Annotated in this window: 19 protein-coding genes and 4 pseudogenes; 2 read left to right on the top strand and 21 right to left on the bottom strand. The window is 27.7% G+C overall.

What is annotated here, in order from left to right; all coding sequences use genetic code 11:
• The 4 genes and pseudogenes from BBIDN127_RS04565 to BBIDN127_RS04550 all read right to left on the bottom strand — a co-directional run bounded on the left by BBIDN127_RS04565 (position 1) and on the right by BBIDN127_RS04550 (position 3839).
• Positions 1-1354, bottom strand: a pseudogene (locus tag BBIDN127_RS04565) (PBSX family phage terminase large subunit).
• Positions 1351-1917 carry a DUF603 domain-containing protein gene (locus BBIDN127_RS04560; protein ID WP_014017480.1) on the bottom strand — a complete coding sequence of 189 codons (567 nt, stop codon included), beginning with the start codon at positions 1915-1917 and terminating at the stop codon, positions 1351-1353. Before BBIDN127_RS04560 ends, BBIDN127_RS04565 begins: the two are co-directional and overlap by 4 nt.
• Before the next feature lie 181 nt (positions 1918-2098).
• A pseudogene (locus BBIDN127_RS04555) lies at positions 2099-2625 on the bottom strand (DUF643 domain-containing protein).
• A 201-nt stretch (positions 2626-2826) separates the two neighbouring features.
• Positions 2827-3839 (bottom strand): annotated as a pseudogene (locus BBIDN127_RS04550) (ErpC protein).
• 430 nt (positions 3840-4269) lie between these two features.
• Here BBIDN127_RS04550 and BBIDN127_RS04545 point away from each other — a divergent pair.
• Positions 4270-5046, top strand: coding sequence for a tyrosine-type recombinase/integrase (locus BBIDN127_RS04545; protein ID WP_014017474.1), 777 nt, complete (start codon positions 4270-4272; stop codon positions 5044-5046).
• Between the two features lie 5 nt (positions 5047-5051).
• Here BBIDN127_RS04545 and BBIDN127_RS04540 read toward each other — a convergent pair whose 3' ends face one another.
• The 7 genes from BBIDN127_RS04540 to BBIDN127_RS04510 form a co-directional block, all read right to left on the bottom strand.
• Complete coding sequence (locus tag BBIDN127_RS04540; RefSeq protein WP_014017473.1) at positions 5052-5477, bottom strand: DUF261 domain-containing protein; 426 nt, start codon at positions 5475-5477, stop codon at positions 5052-5054.
• Positions 5478-5528: 51 nt separating this feature from the next.
• Positions 5529-6851: a DUF244 domain-containing protein gene (locus BBIDN127_RS04535; protein ID WP_014017472.1), complete on the bottom strand. Its 1323-nt coding sequence runs from the start codon at positions 6849-6851 to the stop codon at positions 5529-5531.
• Positions 6852-7482: 631 nt separating this feature from the next.
• A complete protein-coding gene (bdr, locus tag BBIDN127_RS04530) occupies positions 7483-7845 on the bottom strand; it encodes a Bdr family repetitive protein (protein WP_014017471.1) in 363 nt (120 codons plus the stop codon).
• Between the two features lie 12 nt (positions 7846-7857).
• On the bottom strand, positions 7858-8385 hold the full coding sequence (locus BBIDN127_RS04525; protein ID WP_014017470.1) for a chromosome replication/partitioning protein: 528 nt from the start codon (positions 8383-8385) through the stop codon (positions 7858-7860).
• A gap of 73 nt (positions 8386-8458) precedes the next feature.
• Positions 8459-9217, bottom strand: coding sequence for a ParA family protein (locus BBIDN127_RS04520; protein WP_014017469.1), 759 nt, complete (start codon positions 9215-9217; stop codon positions 8459-8461).
• Entirely contained in the window at positions 9193-9759 is a 567-nt protein-coding gene (locus tag BBIDN127_RS04515) for a DUF226 domain-containing protein (RefSeq protein ID WP_014017468.1), read from the bottom strand. The genes BBIDN127_RS04520 and BBIDN127_RS04515 overlap by 25 nt, the downstream gene beginning before the upstream one ends.
• Before the next feature lie 10 nt (positions 9760-9769).
• Positions 9770-10867: a plasmid maintenance protein gene (locus BBIDN127_RS04510; protein ID WP_014017467.1), complete on the bottom strand. Its 1098-nt coding sequence runs from the start codon at positions 10865-10867 to the stop codon at positions 9770-9772.
• A gap of 380 nt (positions 10868-11247) precedes the next feature.
• Between BBIDN127_RS04510 and BBIDN127_RS07570 the strand changes: the two are divergent.
• Positions 11248-12248 (top strand): annotated as a pseudogene (locus BBIDN127_RS07570) (ERF family protein).
• 36 nt (positions 12249-12284) lie between these two features.
• Here BBIDN127_RS07570 and BBIDN127_RS04500 read toward each other — a convergent pair.
• The 10 genes from BBIDN127_RS04500 to BBIDN127_RS04455 form a co-directional block, all read right to left on the bottom strand.
• Positions 12285-12713 (bottom strand): Mlp family lipoprotein, encoded by a 429-nt coding sequence (locus tag BBIDN127_RS04500; RefSeq protein WP_014017464.1) that lies wholly within the window; start codon positions 12711-12713, stop codon positions 12285-12287.
• 105 nt (positions 12714-12818) lie between these two features.
• A complete protein-coding gene (gene bdr / locus BBIDN127_RS04495; protein ID WP_081462130.1) occupies positions 12819-13427 on the bottom strand; it encodes a Bdr family repetitive protein in 609 nt (202 codons plus the stop codon).
• An 83-nt stretch (positions 13428-13510) separates the two neighbouring features.
• Complete coding sequence (locus BBIDN127_RS04490; protein ID WP_014017462.1) at positions 13511-13864, bottom strand: BBA14 family lipoprotein; 354 nt, start codon at positions 13862-13864, stop codon at positions 13511-13513.
• A complete protein-coding gene (locus BBIDN127_RS04485; protein WP_014017461.1) occupies positions 13857-14192 on the bottom strand; it encodes a BlyB family putative holin accessory protein in 336 nt (111 codons plus the stop codon). The genes BBIDN127_RS04490 and BBIDN127_RS04485 overlap by 8 nt, the downstream gene beginning before the upstream one ends.
• Positions 14182-14529, bottom strand: a complete 348-nt coding sequence (locus BBIDN127_RS04480; RefSeq protein WP_014017460.1) for a BlyB family putative holin accessory protein — start codon at positions 14527-14529, stop codon at positions 14182-14184. Before BBIDN127_RS04480 ends, BBIDN127_RS04485 begins: the two co-directional genes overlap by 11 nt.
• 3 nt (positions 14530-14532) lie before the next feature.
• Positions 14533-14736, bottom strand: coding sequence for a holin BlyA (blyA, locus tag BBIDN127_RS04475; protein WP_002658481.1), 204 nt, complete (start codon positions 14734-14736; stop codon positions 14533-14535).
• 77 nt (positions 14737-14813) lie between these two features.
• The gene (locus tag BBIDN127_RS04470) at positions 14814-15626 is read right to left on the bottom strand and encodes a DUF685 domain-containing protein (RefSeq protein ID WP_014017459.1); all 813 of its coding nucleotides are present in this window, start codon (positions 15624-15626) and stop codon (positions 14814-14816) included.
• 9 nt (positions 15627-15635) lie between these two features.
• A complete protein-coding gene (locus tag BBIDN127_RS04465) occupies positions 15636-16241 on the bottom strand; it encodes a DUF735 family protein (protein ID WP_014017458.1) in 606 nt (201 codons plus the stop codon).
• A gap of 5 nt (positions 16242-16246) precedes the next feature.
• Positions 16247-17125 carry a DUF276 domain-containing protein gene (locus tag BBIDN127_RS04460; protein WP_014017457.1) on the bottom strand — a complete coding sequence of 293 codons (879 nt, stop codon included), beginning with the start codon at positions 17123-17125 and terminating at the stop codon, positions 16247-16249.
• The gene (locus tag BBIDN127_RS04455) at positions 17122-17454 is read right to left on the bottom strand and encodes a DUF2634 domain-containing protein (RefSeq protein ID WP_012665001.1); all 333 of its coding nucleotides are present in this window, start codon (positions 17452-17454) and stop codon (positions 17122-17124) included. The genes BBIDN127_RS04460 and BBIDN127_RS04455 overlap by 4 nt, the downstream gene beginning before the upstream one ends.
• Positions 17455-17470 lie beyond the last annotated feature (16 nt).

Here is a 17470-nt window from a genome sequence, read left to right as displayed (position 1 = left end):
TTACAAAAATCTTTGGTTGCCAAAGTGAACACTTCTCTCTCTATATCCTAAAGACAACATCAAATATGCTGCAGATATTGCATCAAGAGCGTCATCATGGGTTTTATTATCCCCCTTATACGAATAAATATCATTAAATACAGAAGAACTGCTGTACTTTGTAATGTAAAGTTTCTTGTAAGTAAACGGCGTAATTAACGTTGTTATTCTGCTAAATTTATTCGATTTTGGCTTAACTGGAACAATTCTAAAATATTGGCTCATATTATTTCTTAGCAAAATATATTCACGAGTCAATCCACCAGCACCTTTTGTATTGTCTCTGTCCTCTAAATACAGTGTATGTACATTAAAATTCTCTAAAACGGTCTTGATCATATTCATAATATAAGGGTCATTGGCTGGTCGTTGGTCTTGAAATACAAAAGCATAATACTTATCATCAACCCGCTCCATAACACATAATGCAGTGTTATCCCCCCCCAACGCTAAATGCTGGGTCTAAATATGCTATTGGACTAGTAAACACATAATCCTCAGTAATATTTATTTGTGTAAAAATTGAATCGGTGCTTGCTATCCATTCACCTAGCAAAACTCTTGCTTTATATGATGGGATATCTTTATAGAGTTTCTCTTGAGTTTCTATAAATCCTTTGCTAAGTAAAACATTGTCATAAGTTGTAAAATTATATGTCTTAAAAGTCGCTATATTATCAATATAATCGGTTTTGAAATAGTGTTCCGGATGATCGGGATTAGTATCAAAAATAATAGTTTCTTGTCCACATCTAAGTCTTTTTAAGACTTCCTCTAATGTTTGCTTATGTAAAGTTGTAGCCTCATTCACAAAAATAAGTGCCGAATTACTACCCCTAAACCTTTCAAAATCACTTGCCTTATCTCCTCCGTATAGATTAATACGCAGTGAATCAATCAGAATATATGAATTATTTGTATGTCTTGGAATATAAGGAATTTTAAGAAGTTTGCATAGCTTTTCAAATTGCCCCAAAACATTAACTTCAACTGAACGTTGTGAATTGCCAATAATGAAATTATTAGTATCGCTAGAGTATACCTTTTTATTTTCAATTAAACTTTTGAGAAAAAGATAACATGCAAGATACGTTTTGCCGCTAGCTATACCACCACTGAGTATAATCTTCTTTTCATTATTCTTTTGTATGCTTTTTATCACATTTTTTTGTTTTAAAGTTAACTGTTTTTCTTCAAACTTAGCAAAATTAATTGAGCAGTTTGTTAGCTTTACAAATTGTGATATGTCAACTCCATATTTATTTTTGTATTCCTTTTGGAGTGTTGTAAAAAGTTTTGTTTGATATAAGTTCACTTGTGCCCTTTACTATTTTTGTAGTTGCTTTTGCTTTCAGCTTCATTAGCAGTTGCAAGTTTTTTCATACATTCATAGTAAAGCTCCATTTCTCTTATTGAACACTCCTTTACATATTCATCAAGCTCGCTTTTTAAAGAATCAATTTCTCCATTAACAACTTGCTTGTTTTTTTTACTACTTGCTTTATTTAAAGCGTCAATTTCGGCTCTTAAATTTTCTATTTTAGTATGCATGCTAACAAGCTCAACACTAGAATATTGCTTAAATGCATTTATAAATCCTAATTCTAAATTAGCCCCCTCTACATCCAATTCGCTTCTAACTTTCCTAGCGTTAACTTCTGATCTAAAGGTTTGCGACAAAAGGTGTTCAAAAGTATCTTCACTAATTGTTACTCTAGAGTCCTCGTTAATAAAATTTCCTCCACTTTCCCATTTTTGTCTCATTCTCCACACATTTACTTTAGAAACTCCTAATTTGTCTGCTATTTCTACATCGCTTAATAATCCCTCGCTAAAATATGCAACATAATCATCAAAAGACCTTTTACCTTTTTTCAAAAAAATTTCTCCTAAAATAACAAAATTAACAAATTGTTTCTCTAAATAGTAATTCAATTTGTAAATTGTTAACATAAACTATTGTCTTGTTGATATCTGTTGATAGCTGTTTGATATTTATTGACTTTTATTGATTTAAAAATATCGATTAATTAATTTATTAAATTTTGTTATAACTTGACTATACCAATTGGTAAAAATCTTTCATTGTTTTTACAAGATACTTCCTTGTGCAAATTCCCTTACCATAGTAGTGCATGATTATAAATAATATCTCTACAAAGTCGAGAACACAGCTATTGATTCTCGTTTTGGATCTTTTTTACCAATCTCACCCATAATATCAGAAACAATACTCAAAAACCGATCGGAATATTTCTCTCCCATTTTTTTCAAACATTTCTCTAGCATTCCTTTTTTGTATCTACAATCAAACTTCATATTTTGAAAATTTTTATACTTTTCTATTATGTGCTTATCTTTCAGAACGTCTTTAATAAAATTTTTTACAGAGCTTACAATATCATTTATGATTTTATCAAAGCTTTTTCCGGTTTTTCTTTTGTATTCTCGTATTGATACAAAACCTCTGTAAAAATTCTTTTTTTGCTCCAGAGTTAGCTGTTTAACTCCATAAAGTTTGCTTATTTCCTTTTTTGTGCCTGGGCTTAAACAATCATAAAAATCTGAAATCTTATTTAGATACATCATAACTCTAGAGAGTATATAAATAAACAATATTTTTAACAATAGTTTTTGGCACTTTTTGAATGAAAATTTTGATAGAAAACATTTCTATATTCATAACAATGAAATCTACAAAAAAATAACAGCTAGTTATTTTTCAAACTCGCTGTTATTTTGTGTATACAAAATTTATTTATATCTAAAACTATTTATTACAAAAAATCACTCTTCTGCGATGTATCCTTTAATTTCTTCAAATTTAGATTCGTCTTTAAGATATTCTTTAACTTCTTCTAATTTTCTATTTTAATTTTTCTAAATCTTCTTTAATTTCACTAATATTTACATTTTCTTTTAGAGAAGGCTCCTCCTTGCTATCAGCAAAATATGCTTTATTGCCCTCATTTAATTTAGTTCTTAACTCGCTTCTAGTATCACTCAATTCTTTTAATAACTTTCCTAATTCTGCGGATACTTCCTCTTCTAAATCTCCCCAAGTTTTGCGTATAGAATTATTACCATTGGTAAAATCATCATACACAGACCCCATAACTCCATCTATAATGCCCTGTGATCCTACACTAATTTGATCTTTTATATTATCAATATTTTCATTAATTTTCTCTATTTTAGCTGTAAGTGTTTTAATTTTGCTATAAACTTGCCTTTTTTCTTCCTCTTCTTGTCGTTTTTGTTGTTCCGCCTCTTCTCTTTCTCTTTTTTCTTTTTCTGCTTTAGCCTTAGCTAATTCTTGTTTTTTTGTTCTTATGTTACTTCTTTTTCTTTAGCATTTCCTTCTGTATTCTCTTGTTTTTCTTTTTCATCTTCTGTTTTTTCCTCTTTTTCTTCTTGTTTTTCTTTTCCCCCATCAATTTTAGCTTCAGCTTCTTTAGCTTTTCCTACTTTCCCTTCTTCTTGTTGACCACCACTTTGTTGTTCTGCTTTTAATATCGGGGCATTATCTTGCCCACTTGCCGACAATACTGGCGGCGGATTTATTACACCATTATTAGGATCATCGCCCTGCATTAATTCTTCTTCTTGTAATTTTTTTGATACTTCATCTATTTTTGACCATTTGAAATAATTTTATCTTTTATATCTAAAAATCCCTTAATTTTTCCTTCTGCATTTTGTTTTATTTGTTTTAAACCTTCACCACTTGCATAATTTTTGCAAGAAATTATCAAAACAAGAACTACACAAATAATAAATATTTTCATTATCTTATTCATAAGTTACTCCGTAAGTCTCAAAGATAACGCAACACCAAATAATTGCAATTTTTTAAAGATTTAACTATTTGATTTTGTTACATTCAGCTGTTACATATTAACAAAACGCAAATGTAATTTTAACCAATCCCTAAAAATCTCTCCATTGCAAATGCCCTACCTATTACAAAAGACTACACAACACATACAACTTAAATTTCAAAGTCTTTGCTATATATCACTTAAAGTATACTATCTTTCTTAAGTCCACCCCCCAGAAATTGACACTTCTATTTATTACAGCCACCCTACAATCCAAATTTTGCATGCAATGAGAACACTTTAAATTTGACTAAAATTTTAGGTTTTTGGTAAAATATAAATTATATTTTTTATCTATTTTTATTGCTTTTACTTAACCTAAAAGTAACACTTATAAGGAGAGGATTTTATGGACATGAATAATTATTTTAATTTAAATAATTTCAACATAGATTTTATGCTCAAACTATTTCAAGATTATCAAAATGTGGTAAATGAAAATAAAATTCTTAAAAATTCTCTAAAAAATTCTTCCAAAAATAAAAAAGAAACTTCAAAACCAACTCCTAAATTTTATTTGACCCCAAAAATTGGCAAACTAATTGAAAAATGCATCAAAACCCTTAAACAAACTGATCCAATATCTGGTTGGTTTTTACATTTACTCGCAATAAGTGGGTGCAGGGGTGCTGAACTTCAAAAAGTAAAAATGCAAGATATTACTCCCTTTTTAAGCAAAACCGGAAAAACTTTATACAACATAAAAGTAAATGTGGCAAAAAAAAGAAATGTCACTTGCATTCGAGAAATTGTTATCAACTTAGAAGAGTTCGAGGCTATCCAAACAGCACACAAAAATCATTTTAATGAGAAAAATCTTGATACAAGACGTACTTATTTTTTTCAAAAATCCAAACATAAGTTTAAAGACAACCAAATTAGCATTATCCATATTTCTAATAAATTTAAAAATCTTCTTAAAAAGTCAGGGTTTCGTGTAAACAAATCTCTCCATTTGTGTCGAAATTTATTTATCTCAAATTTGAAATCTAGCGGTTACAATTCTTTTCAAATTAAAGAACTTATGAAATATTCTTCAACCAATGAAATTGATAATATCTACGGCCTATCTTCTGCTAATAAAATTCAAGCTTATGAATGTGCTAAAAAGTACCTTAAACTTTAAATAAACTACTTTAGCCTAAATATACGCTTTGAAGTTACTTTAAATATTTTCCCACGAGGCTTTAAGTCAAGTGAATCATATAATATTTCTTTATTTTTTGTTGCTATAAAGTGATACCCATTAACCTTATCAATTTTAACTTCACTTATTTCAAATTCATTTGCTGCACCCAAATAATTTAAAGACTCATATCTCACACTACTTCTAATTCCGTAATAATTAAGTATCATACATGGATTTATAATAAAACAATTACTCTTAATGTAGCCAAGTCCTATAAACCTATAATACGCTGAATTTATCTCATATGCATTAAATTCACGTTTCTTAAATAGACTTGTATAGTAATGTAGACACAAAAAGTAACACCCCCATTTTTGTATCTCTGGTCTTAAAGTTCTATTGTCTTGTTTTATTTTATTAATAATCATTGATTTCCTCTCCTATATTAAATTATTTCTTTAATTTTTTAGTGCACCCATTCACATGGGGACACTGACAGTATTTGCAAATGCTATATTGCTTGGGAAAAATAATGCTCCACTTGTTGGGAGCAGTCCCCTTAATCTATCTGATATTGCCCTTTTCTTAGGATCAAGGGTAAACACAAATTCTCTAAATCTATAATTTACGTGCTCAATTAGTGGACATATATTCGTAATATTGTAGGTTTTCATTTTGATTAAATCTTTAAGATACTTTTCTCTTTTTTTGTGTTCGTTTTGCATTTTGTTTAATTCTTTTTTTGCACTATCAACTTCCATTAGATCACATGCAAGATTTTCAGCAACTTGCCTATCCGTAATTTCAAGCTCTACACAATCAACATATTCTACAAATTCTCTTGCCCAATCAAACTCAACTCCAGAACTATAAAATTCACTTCTTTCTACTAAATCTTCAACTAGTTTTATCACCTCATTATTATCATTATTTAATGTTTGTAAGTTGATATTATTATTTTTAAATATTTGAGTTCTTATGTTAAAAGCTTCCGTCTCGCATTTGTGAACATATTCAAGCACTTTTGCTATCAAGCCATCATTTCTCTTAATCTTACAGTTAACTGGTGCTGCATCTATTAAAAAGAATAAATTACAATACTCAAGTCCAGTACATGCTAGTTGCATTTGTGCCTGCACATAATATTTGAAAAAATATTTACTGCTTAAAAAATTGCCATTTTTATTGTATTCAGCAATAGCACTGCTCATATAATTAGAATCACTGCTTTTAATTTCTAAAAGCTCTGCAGTGCCGTTACTATTTATAAACCAACCATCAATTGTTGATCCAACAAACATTTCCGATTTACCAGTTTTCTTGTAATAATTATACTTATCAACACCGTTGGCATATTTGTTCTTATACAAAATATCAATATTATCACCATGTGCTTTAATAAATTCTCTAAATCCTAAATTCTCTAATTCTTTGCCCTTGAGCATATACAAATTCTCTTCATAAGGTAGGCTCATTCCAAAATATTTAAGCACTCTGTTAATCATCAAGTCTTTAAGTCCTGCACCTCCAATCAAAACATTGCCTACTTCACTAGCACCGTATCTATCAAGTTCATTTCTTTGCACACTAAAATCAATATTTCGATTAAATCTAAAACACTCTTGACTACTTATTCCGGGTAATTTCTTTCCTATCTTGCTTAATTTACTTTTTTCTTTAATGGGAGAAGATTTTTCCTCAAATATTTCACATCCAGTAAAACTTTGTTGATTAAAACTCATCATTTTGAGATCTCCTTGAATATTTTCTTGTGGATTATTTTTGTTTGAAACATTGTTCATAATGTACTCCTTTTATAGTTATAAAAATAAATATATAGCAAAAACTATTTTTGCCAACTTCTTTACAAAAATTTTTACAAAAAAAGAGTTGGGCTTATTTAAATTCTATTGTCTAAGAACTTAGCTAAACCCAACTTAATTGGATTTTTTGATAGCAATACACTTTTTTAGCTATTTACATATATATATAACAAAAATGGTTTTTGTCGAGCTTTTTATAAAAAAATTTTAACAAAAGAGCTTAACTAAGTTCTTTTGTTTGAGAACATAGTTAAGCCCAAGCTAAATTGGATTTATAATAACATAAATGGAGTAAATTTCCTCCTATTATAATAAAATAGAAACTTTATTAAATTCTCTTGTTAAAGAACTTAATAAAGTTGGGGCTTAATCGAATTCACTTATTAAAAATTATTTTAAAAAGCTTTTCAACAATTGCGTATAGCCCAATTTAGAATTAAAATCAATTTGTATTTGTTAAAATAAAAGAACTTATTTAAATTCTCTTGTTAAAAAATTCAAATAAGTTCTACTTTATGAAAAAGCAAAAATTAAGTGTTAATTGGCAATACTCTTCATCAATATTATAATATACCATTTTAAAAATAGAATCAAATTTTACAATACATTATTATTTACCACCTTGTAAATATTTTATAAATAGGGCATTCAAAATTGGCCCTAAAATTGCTGCTGTTATTATCATAAAATATACTAGTCTGTTACCCATGCTAAGTTTTTGATTTAAACTCTTTTCTACATTATCTATTTTGGCAATAAGTTCATTTTTAACACTATCTATTTTTATATCTAAATTAGATATATCTTTTCTCAAATTTTTTTCTACATCGATTATTTTTTCTTTTAAAACTTCAAAGTTATAATTTTCATTATGAAGAAAAACAAAATCTATTGCTTCTTCACTAAACCCTATGTTTAGAAATTCATTTTTTATACTTTCTATATTATATGTTCTGTACGCTAAATTAGCCATAAAATATCCTTACTATCCTTTTAATTGCCTATATCTTCTTAAGAATTTATTAATCAAGTCTTTTTGACTTTCAAAAAGTTCATCTAATAAAAATCCTGTAAATTTAGCATTGCTTTTGTAAAAAGCATAACTTTCTTTGCTTTTAAGTTGAAATCTTAAGGGTTTTATTGGATTTTGTTTTGATTTTTTAAATGATGAACTTTCTTTGTCTCTTATTGATAATAAAGACATAGTAAGTCCATTTTCTATAATATATGTCTCTTCTAAAAGCCCTTCTTCCATAGCATTCGCTATTCTAATGTAGTCATACACCTGAGTTCTTGCTATTCTATAATTTTTTGCAAAAGAATTAAAACTTGTATATCCATCTAATTTATAATATTCATTATCTTTTATCTCTTTTAGAATTTTAATAACTTCTATTTTATGAAAAATTTCTTTTTTAAAATTATTTACTAATTTATTTTTTAATTTTTCATAATATTCTAATTGTTCGTTATCCTTTTCTTCTAAATTTCTTTTGTTTATTTTTACCAACATAATATCACCTCAAATAAAAAGTTTTTGTCATTAATAAGCTATCCTGATTTAGGACAAACTAAATTAGCCCATTTTATACCTTATCCATTATTTTTAAATAATCCAAAAATTTATTAATAGCATTTTTATATTCACGCATATAATCCTTTTCTAAGGAAAACCTAGAATTGCTAGCTATATTCTTATTTAAGTCTTCTCTTTCAGATATAATACCTAAAAAATCCCCCCTATTCTTCAATAAATTTAAAAATTCCTTATGCGTATTATTCTTTTTAAATCTTGTTATAAGCAAAAATACTGGGATTTTTAATCCCAATTTATTTAAAAAATAATCAAATAGATCTAAACACTCAACTGCCCATTTTTCAGCTATTATTGGAACAATAATATAATCGCTACTAAACACTGCATTTTTAAATGCAATATCATAACTAGGGGCTGTATCCAATATTATATATTTATAATCACTGCTAAAACAGCTTAAACTTGACTTTAATAGCAAGTCTTTAAATTCTATTTCGATTTCATTAAGCATGTGTAAACTTAAATAACTTGGCAATAAATCCAAATTGTCTTCAATATTTACAATTGCTTTTTCAATATCTAAGTCATTGGCCAAAACTTCATATATATTGTTAAATTTTAAATTTATATTATCTTCTTGTATTTTTTCTTGATAGTAACTGGTGACTGATGCTTGAGTATCCATATCTATTAACAATACTTTATTTTTTCTTGATAACAAAAATGCCAATGCTATGCAAGTTGTGCTTTTACCAACACCACCCTTAATTGACGCTATTGTTATTATTTTAGGTTTTTTATTATCCATTTGATTAACGGTCCTTGTTCGGGGTATTTTTTCCCATAAAATTTATATACTTGTTGTTCTAAATCTGTAAACATACTAAATAAAACTTTGTTGTAGTGATTGTTTGTTCTTTTTTTATCCAATAAACGATATAATCCCTTAAAATAACAAAAAACACTTCCTGCTTTAAATCTAAATTCCATATAATATGCCCTTGCTAATGCATATGCTTTTCTAGTTCCGTTTATTTGATACTTTATTAACGGTTTTTTAATTGGTTTTCTATAACCATAAAAAATACCAATAAACTTGTCTCCTTCTTTAATTGGGTACAAGTGAGTTTCTTCAACAATTCTTTCCCCATTAAATAAGGCCCTCAATGATAATCTAAATTCATGTTTTTTCTCATAAATTCCAAATTTGTAAATGTCCATCATTATTTTTGTATGGTACATTGCTTTCCCATTTTCTTTTTCAATTAAAATAAAGCGTTCTTTATTTTGACACTCAACCTTACATTTGCCTTTTTTTACAGTTTCAATAGATTCTGGTACATTTTCCACATTTAAATCCTTATACGGCCTTTAAGTTAAATTCTTCTGTGTTTAAAGATTTTTTTTGTTTTCTTATTATTTCTAATAATTCAAGATAATATATACCAAATACTTTATTGTATTCTATTTTCTTTTGTTTATTCAAATATTCTTTGATAATAGGCTTTAGAATTTCAATATTTGTTTCTTTTTTTAGTCGTTCAATAAGGATATTGAAAATGTTTGCCTCTAAATTTTGATAATTTTGTTGAGAATTTTGTTTTTTTCTTTCAATCGACTTTTCCAATTTGCGTTTTATGTTGTTTAAATCGTTATATTTGTGATTTTCAATAATAAAATGGGGTTTAAATTTGTAACTTTCGTATACTTTTTGCAAACTTATTTTTAATTGTTCCGAATTATATCCATTTTGTTCAAATTCTTTCTGAGTGTTATTTAGAATGTTCTTTAATGTGTTTTGCTTTTCCTCAATACAAGATTTTTTTATACTAAAACGTTTTATTAGAGCAATTTCATTTTGTTTTAAGATATTCATTGCTTCAATTTTCGTATTTTTATCAGCATTTAAATTCAAAATAGAAAGAGCTTCTTCCGTTTTAAAATTACAATTATTGAAATAATTTCTTAGTTGATATTTTTCTTTTTGTTTAATTTTTCTTTCTTCTTTTATATTATTTTTATTATTTATACACTCCACTGAATTTACACTACCATTTATAGAAATATTGTCTTTAAAATGGTTATTAACTCTAGATTTAAATCTAGAGTTTTTTCGTTCTTTAAAGTACTTGTTGATTTTCTGGTAACATTCTTTTTTAGGATACTTTAGCTTATAGTAAATTTCAGTTCCACAATTTACCCCCATGTGTTGGTAGTAATTAGTTGTAACTTTTAGTACTTTTTCTAATTTATAAAGATAATTTTGCATTGTTCTTAAAGTAGTGAGAGCTAGACCATTTCTTTTAAGATTTTCATTAAAGTAGTAGAGTATGTTTTGTTGTGTGTATTTTTTATCTTTTTTGTTTAGAAAATCTAGTGTTGAAGTAAGAGATATTAATTTGTGTTGGTGTTTGTTGTGGCAAGTTGGACTTTTTGTGTTTGGGAAAACATCTTTCATGTTTTTGCTCCTTTTATAGTTATTAATAATTATAAGTAATATGATGCACAATTTTGATTTAAAAGTAAACACTTTTCTAAAAAAATATTAAATTTTAATTATTAATTTTGTTAAATTAATATACTTTTTGTAATTTAGTAAAAATACAAATTGATTTTAATTTTAAAATGGGCTACACTACAATCAGCGTAGTTATTTGAACATGTTTCAGTTTGGCTACCTTTTATAGTAATTTGCAAAAAATAATAAAAGGGTTTAGCGAAGTTCTTTAACAAGAGGATTTAGCTAAGCCCTATTTTTTTGTAAAAATTTTTGTAAAGAAGTTGGCAAAAATAGTTTTTGCTATATATTTATTTTTATAACTATAAAAGGAGTACATTATGGACAATGTTTCAAACAAAAACAATTATCAAGACAATATTCAAGCAGAAATAAACTTCAGAAAAGATATGAAAACTCTAATCAGAAACGTGCCGCGTATTGACACAAAAGTCTTAAAGGTTATGGGTATAAGTATCAAGATTTCAATGACATAGTAGAAGTAATTTATAGCGTTATTGATAAGCATAATTTGGATCTTTTTTTTACGCAAGATCCAAATTCTGTAGAGGGTCAATATGGCATAGTTGATTATATTAGGACTACATTCTACAGTACAAGCACTGTGTACAAATACTCATTTGATACGCGAATTCATACAGATAAATTACAATGGAACAGTGAAAATGGGTCTAAAAATATTAATACAATGCCACAATTTGTTGGATCAGCTATTACTTATTTCAAAAGGTACGCTTTAGTGGGGCATCTTTGCATAAAAAGTGAATTTGATACTGATGCAGCTCCTATTTACAATAATCACGAAAACAGAAATTCTATGCCTAGCAGACAAGTTAGTGTTAATCAAAAGCAAGAACAAAAACAAGAGATTAATCAAATTCAAAAAAATAACACTATTTAAAACCAGAAAAGAGACATTAAGCAAGAACAAAAAAAAGATAGGCTTTATTATTACGGTGTTTTTAAAGAAGCGTTGTCTAATATAAAAGATTGGGTAAATAGCCCTACAATAAAAGATAATATAAATTCAATTATTCAAAAAATAAGCTTTATTCAGAATATAGACCCCAATAATTTTTATGATATCAAAATTATTGAATCTGATTTAATCTCGTATTTTGAGAAAAATAGTGATTTTAAGAGTGTAAACTATTGGGCGGAGATTATAAAAAACTATTTCAAGAAAAATAATAGATTAAAGGATTTACAAGATTTTGAAAAGTTTATGGCGTTTAAGCGAACTGCTTATGGCCCTAGCCCATTAATATTCTTTAGTGTCTTAAAAGAATATGAACGGTTTGATGAGATATTTGTAGCATAGCAATATTAAAGCCCCCTATTTGGGGCCTAATAGCTATTAGGAGCCCTTGCAGGTACTATTTGTTTGTGCTGCAAAATTGTTTATATCACCACTTTTGAAGAATTCTGTAACCACAGTTTTGAAAGTAGTTTTTTGTTGTTCGGCATCATTTCCATTACATTTATCAAGTTCAGTTTTTATATGTTCAAGTGCCGATTTAATTTTGCCTTCATCATTTTCTAAAAAGTTATCAAATTTTCCAGCACCAGTTAAAGCAGTTTTTAACCAATCAAGGTGTGTTTTTTGTTCTTCAGATAGCTTTTCTCTAAGTAGTTCTTCTTTGGATTTTGGTTTTTCTTGTGGTACTTCTTTTTGGGTTAAATCACGCTTTCCCCTGCTTTTTGTTTGTTGGGTATTTGTATCATTAGAATTACAGCCGTTTAGCATTAGTAAAAATAAACAAAATAATATGTTGATGATTTTCATTGTTACTCCTTTTTTTATTAATAATGTTTAATAAATCAATTATTAATACTAAATATTGGATAAACAATTATTATTTGAATTGATATGTTTTAAGTGAGGTAGTAGCTATTTGGAAATAAAAGCAAATATTAGCCCTGCTATCATTGTTATAGACATTGCCCCCATAATTCCCAATACCCATTTAAGCATTTCTGAAAGAGACATTAAATTCTTTTCTACATTGTCTATTTTAGCAGTAAGTTCATTTTTAACACTATCGATTTTAGCAGTAAGTTCACTTTTAACACTATCTATTTTGGCATTTAAATTCTTTTCTACAGTATCAATCTTAATGTCTAAATTCTTTTCTACAGTATCAATCTTAATGTCTAAATTCTTTTCTACAGTATCAATCTTGGCGTCTAAATTAGATATATCCTTTTGTAAGTTCTTTTCTACTGAATCTATCTTAGTATTTAAATTGGATATATCTTTTTGTAAATTCTTTTCTACGTAAGAAATTTCAGAAACAAGATTATCAAATTTAATATCAAATTGTTTTTCTAAATTTTCTAAATCTCTATATGTAAGCTCATTGTGATAATATCTTTTAGATAAATCTTGTGCTATTAGTTGTTCCATACCCAGTCTAAGAAATTCTTTATATATTTGTTCTTGACTTACACCAGCAATATTTGTTGACACTGTTTCCATAAAATTTTCCTTTATAGTCATATTATACACTATTTTAGATTGATTGGCCTTAGAGATTTTTATATGTAAAGTAGAATTTCTTGCAAGAAAAACCTTTTTGTAATTTACATTTTTAATTGGGAATATTTATTATATACTTTTTCCGCTATTGGTTTTGTTTGTTTAATGTACTCTAAATATATGTTGATATTATGTTTTACTGCAGTTATGGAGTGTTCGTCTTTTAGTGTTGATAAGTCTGGATAAGGATATTCTGGATAATTTGGGTCATTAACTTTAACTTTTGTTTTAGCTAAAAATGTTACAAGATACATAACATACTCTGAAAGTTGTGTTTCATATTTAGCTAAAGAGTTTAGTGTTTGAATAAGTGGAGGTTTTGGTTCTTCTTGTAGGCTAGCAATAGTAGTACAACATAACAACAAAACAATTAGTAGAGAATGCAATTTTTTAAGCATTTTCACTCCTTTTAAGCATTTTGATGTATTCTTTCATAATTTTGTTACGTGTTGCTTTAAGTGAAGTAATAATTTTTTTATTTTTGTCGGCAGAGATAGCCTCTATTATCTCAATATTGTATTTTAAAATATCTTTTATTTCTTCAAATATTTTCATTGACTCAGCTGTTTCCATAGATTTTAGTGTGCTTATATATGTTTTGTAGAAAAAATCTATTACTTTACTAAAAGTATTAATGTAATTATGATCTATGTTTGTATCAGTTTTAGCTATGTTAGTTAAGCTGGATAGTAAATTAAGCCCCAAACCAATAGTGTTATTTTGCATTATTTGTTCTTTCCTTATAGATAGGTTTTCCTTCTTGATTGAATTTTAGATCATTAGATATTTTGAGATTTTTTTCATCAGAATTAACCAAATCAATGCATTGATTGATTTTTGCATTTAATGGAGCGAGTGCCGCATTTATTGCTGGGGTTAATGCACTCTCAAGTCTTTCCATATTTGCTGTATAGATTAATTTATAATGAGAATACAGCTCATAAACCAAAAAGAATCCTTTATGTGCAATTTCATCAAATTCGTCTTCAAATTTAGAAAATATATCAATAAGGGTTGATAAAGACGTAAGTCCAAGCTCAACATTATCTTTAGATAATTTCATAAGTTAATCTCTTTTTTTAATGTGATTTTTGCCATTACCATTGCCATTCTTAAAAATCTTGCCTATTACAATAGTCAATATGTCTTTTAATAAAGGCTTAAGAAGAATTAACACTCCCAGAACCAGCACGGTTACAAAAATCATTACGGCTATAAGTTTAATTTCGTTTAAATTGATAAGAAGTTCTGTTAATTTAATAGTATCCATTTTTTCAATCCTCGATTTTAATTTTTTATTTTTATACGTATATTATATACCAAAACCTTAATTTTTGCTAAAAAAGTTTACAGTTTTAAAAGAACCGGGATGGGATTCCCTGAAGAGGAGGCTCTTTTTTGGACATACCATCCTTTATACAAAGGAATGCTAAAAGTTATTCTTCTAGTACTAGAACTATCACGTGAATAAATCGTGTTTTTTTCATTTTCATCGGAATACCTTAAACTCAATGTTTTACTTTTACCAAAGGATTCTACATCAACTTGGAAATCAAGATAAATGGGGTTATCATCATTATATTTGTAAAAAATGAGAGTTACATCATTATAGTCCTCCAGATCAATGATTACACGGTGATTTTGGTATTCATTAGGATAAATTGTGGTACCACTAGTAAAACTATAAGAACTCCGAAAATCTGATGGTACACCAATCAATTGTTTTGGAACGGGTGTTTTTTGAATAGTGCTTGATGACATTATCAAAAGATCATCACTTCTAGATAAAGTGGCTGATGATATGCTATTTGTAAGGCGAGATTTAATTTTACTAAAAAGATTTGAAAGTTTATCAGAATCATTCTCAATTAGTTTGTCAACTATTAAATCGTAAATGCTTTTTATAAAATCTTTATCAGCTGCAAGTTCAGTAGCGATTGTAGACTTAATTATCTCTTTAAAATAGCCCAGCTCTTCGCCTTTAAATGTTTGGTGATTAACGGTTTTTAAGAAGTTTTTAAAGGTGATAGCATTGCTGCTTGCAGCGCCATCATCAAGCAGTAAAAGATCAGTATTGTTAACGGTCGTAACCTTATTTAAATCTTTTATTTGAACCGTTTCTTCTTCATCAATTAGTAATTTATCTTGATAATCGGCCATAAAACCTCCTTAGTTGTTAAAAGTTATAATATTGTTACCATCTTTATTATTAATTTTGAGAACTCTACCAATAGGAATAATTCTCTTTATAAAAGCATAAATTGAATGATCATAGCCCTTAGGAAGCGAATTAAATACTAAAGCCTTTTTAGATGCAGCATATCCCGGTTTCTTTTCTCTAATTAGAATCTTTTTAAGTCGTTTTCCTTTCTTAGTACTAGGGGAAATAAATGTAGTAAAGTTTGTTTTTATTACCCCTTTTAAAGAGATATCAATAACCCCAGATTCAGGAGTAGTAACTTCAATGTCCACATTTAAAAAGGCCTTGAAAATCAGTCTAAACGACTCATCAGTACCAATATGACGTAAAGCAAAAATAACACTATTAATATTGCTTGTAATGCTTTGTAAAGTTTGAGTTTTTGCATAAAAGATAGATAAAACTTGAGATATCCATATTGCAATATATCTTGATTTTATATTTTCTATTACATTAATGGATATGAAGTTGGAATTAAGAGATTTGAGTTCATTAAGCAATGCTTGTGCGTATTCTGTTTCTGTGCGTATAAGTTTATGAATTTCGGTATTTTTGAAAAAATTAGGTATTTTCATGTTTGTTAACTATCAATGTCAATGAGCAATCTATCTGTAGTATTGAAAAGTAGCATTGTATCATCATTAATAGCGATATCTTTATTTGTTTGAAAGTCGCTATCAGTAATTTTTGAAATACTTTCAGTGTCTGTATCTTTAATACAAGCACTTATTTCCATAGACTTAATTCCTTTAACTTCATTAACTGGAGCAAAAAAGTCTTGATATTCAAAGCTAATTCCCATATCAGAATAGTTATTTGAAATAATCCTAGAATATATGTCCCTAATTTGAGAGTCTATGTTTAAGTAGAGATAGTTTTTAAGGTCAAGTTTATACTTTACTTTCAGATAAACATATTTTCTTTTTCCTAGCGATATTTTGTAGGATTTGCGTTGTCCAGTTGAATTGAGTCCATCAATTTCTATATCTCCTTCAAGTAAAGTCCCACTAGGCGTTGTTAGATATAATGTTTCCCAAAGTTTTGCTTTAAATTCGGGGTTGTTAATATTAGCTTTACTAACGTCTAGCAAATCTTCTTTTAGAATTAGGTATATATTGGCTTTTCCAGCGGAACTTTTAATATTAGTATGCTCTACCCCATTAAGATTAAGTAAAGCGTTTCTAACAGCACTGTAAGTTGTGCTTTTAGAAGAAATGTGTTCTTCAATAGCAGCCCAATAAGTACCACCCGGTTTCATTTTAGAAAAAAAGAGATTAAGCTCATTAATTATTTCTTCTTCAATTAATGCTAAAGAAGATGCAATAATGTTGTAAATCGAGCTATTACTATCATCAATGTTAATTCCATAATTTATTCGCAAGTATTCTCTTTTGGCCCGTAATATATCCTTAATTGTACGCTTTAGAATGCCAAAATCAGAATCAAAAACAATACTCATAAATTAAACTCCATATTCAAAACATCGCCTGAGAAAAAAAAGGATATATGCACTTTGTTGTCTTGAATAATAGTAGAAATGTTTATTAAATCTAAGTTAAGTTCTTTAGATATTTCGTGAAAATAATTTTTTACAGCGTGAAGATTATTGATTTTTAACAGTTTTAAAAGTAAGAAGTAGTCCAGTCCCCAATTAGGGGCATAGCTTAAACTCCCCCTTAAGGTTTTTAAAAATATAAACAATTTTTGCTTTTGTTCTTCAATTCCATCAACAAGTGATAAATCGTTATTAAATACTAATTCAAAATTATTGCCTAATCTTAAATCCATACTAGTAATTATACCA

Source organism: Borreliella bissettiae DN127, from assembly GCF_000222305.1.
GTDB classification, from domain to species: Bacteria; Spirochaetota; Spirochaetia; order Borreliales; family Borreliaceae; genus Borreliella; species Borreliella carolinensis.
Note: the sequence above shows the minus strand (reverse complement) of the source record. Positions and strands in the feature narration are given on the sequence as shown.

What these genes read in the sequence shown, in the direction of transcription:
- BBIDN127_RS04545 (WP_014017474.1), top strand. Translation starts at nt 4,270, where the DNA reads ATGGACATGAATAATTATTTTAATTTAAATAATTTCAACATAGATTTT.
- BBIDN127_RS04540 (WP_014017473.1), bottom strand. Translation starts at nt 5,477, where the DNA reads ATGATTATTAATAAAATAAAACAAGACAATAGAACTTTAAGACCAGAG.
- BBIDN127_RS04535 (WP_014017472.1), bottom strand. Translation starts at nt 6,851, where the DNA reads ATGAACAATGTTTCAAACAAAAATAATCCACAAGAAAATATTCAAGGA.
- bdr (WP_014017471.1), bottom strand. Translation starts at nt 7,845, where the DNA reads ATGGCTAATTTAGCGTACAGAACATATAATATAGAAAGTATAAAAAAT.
- BBIDN127_RS04525 (WP_014017470.1), bottom strand. Translation starts at nt 8,385, where the DNA reads ATGTTGGTAAAAATAAACAAAAGAAATTTAGAAGAAAAGGATAACGAA.
- BBIDN127_RS04520 (WP_014017469.1), bottom strand. Translation starts at nt 9,217, where the DNA reads ATGGATAATAAAAAACCTAAAATAATAACAATAGCGTCAATTAAGGGT.
- BBIDN127_RS04510 (WP_014017467.1), bottom strand. Translation starts at nt 10,867, where the DNA reads ATGAAAGATGTTTTCCCAAACACAAAAAGTCCAACTTGCCACAACAAA.
- BBIDN127_RS04500 (WP_014017464.1), bottom strand. Translation starts at nt 12,713, where the DNA reads ATGAAAATCATCAACATATTATTTTGTTTATTTTTACTAATGCTAAAC.
- bdr (WP_081462130.1), bottom strand. Translation starts at nt 13,427, where the DNA reads ATGACTATAAAGGAAAATTTTATGGAAACAGTGTCAACAAATATTGCT.
- BBIDN127_RS04490 (WP_014017462.1), bottom strand. Translation starts at nt 13,864, where the DNA reads ATGCTTAAAAAATTGCATTCTCTACTAATTGTTTTGTTGTTATGTTGT.
- BBIDN127_RS04485 (WP_014017461.1), bottom strand. Translation starts at nt 14,192, where the DNA reads ATGCAAAATAACACTATTGGTTTGGGGCTTAATTTACTATCCAGCTTA.
- BBIDN127_RS04480 (WP_014017460.1), bottom strand. Translation starts at nt 14,529, where the DNA reads ATGAAATTATCTAAAGATAATGTTGAGCTTGGACTTACGTCTTTATCA.
- blyA (WP_002658481.1), bottom strand. Translation starts at nt 14,736, where the DNA reads ATGGATACTATTAAATTAACAGAACTTCTTATCAATTTAAACGAAATT.
- BBIDN127_RS04470 (WP_014017459.1), bottom strand. Translation starts at nt 15,626, where the DNA reads ATGGCCGATTATCAAGATAAATTACTAATTGATGAAGAAGAAACGGTT.
- BBIDN127_RS04465 (WP_014017458.1), bottom strand. Translation starts at nt 16,241, where the DNA reads ATGAAAATACCTAATTTTTTCAAAAATACCGAAATTCATAAACTTATA.
- BBIDN127_RS04460 (WP_014017457.1), bottom strand. Translation starts at nt 17,125, where the DNA reads ATGAGTATTGTTTTTGATTCTGATTTTGGCATTCTAAAGCGTACAATT.
- BBIDN127_RS04455 (WP_012665001.1), bottom strand. Translation starts at nt 17,454, where the DNA reads ATGGATTTAAGATTAGGCAATAATTTTGAATTAGTATTTAATAACGAT.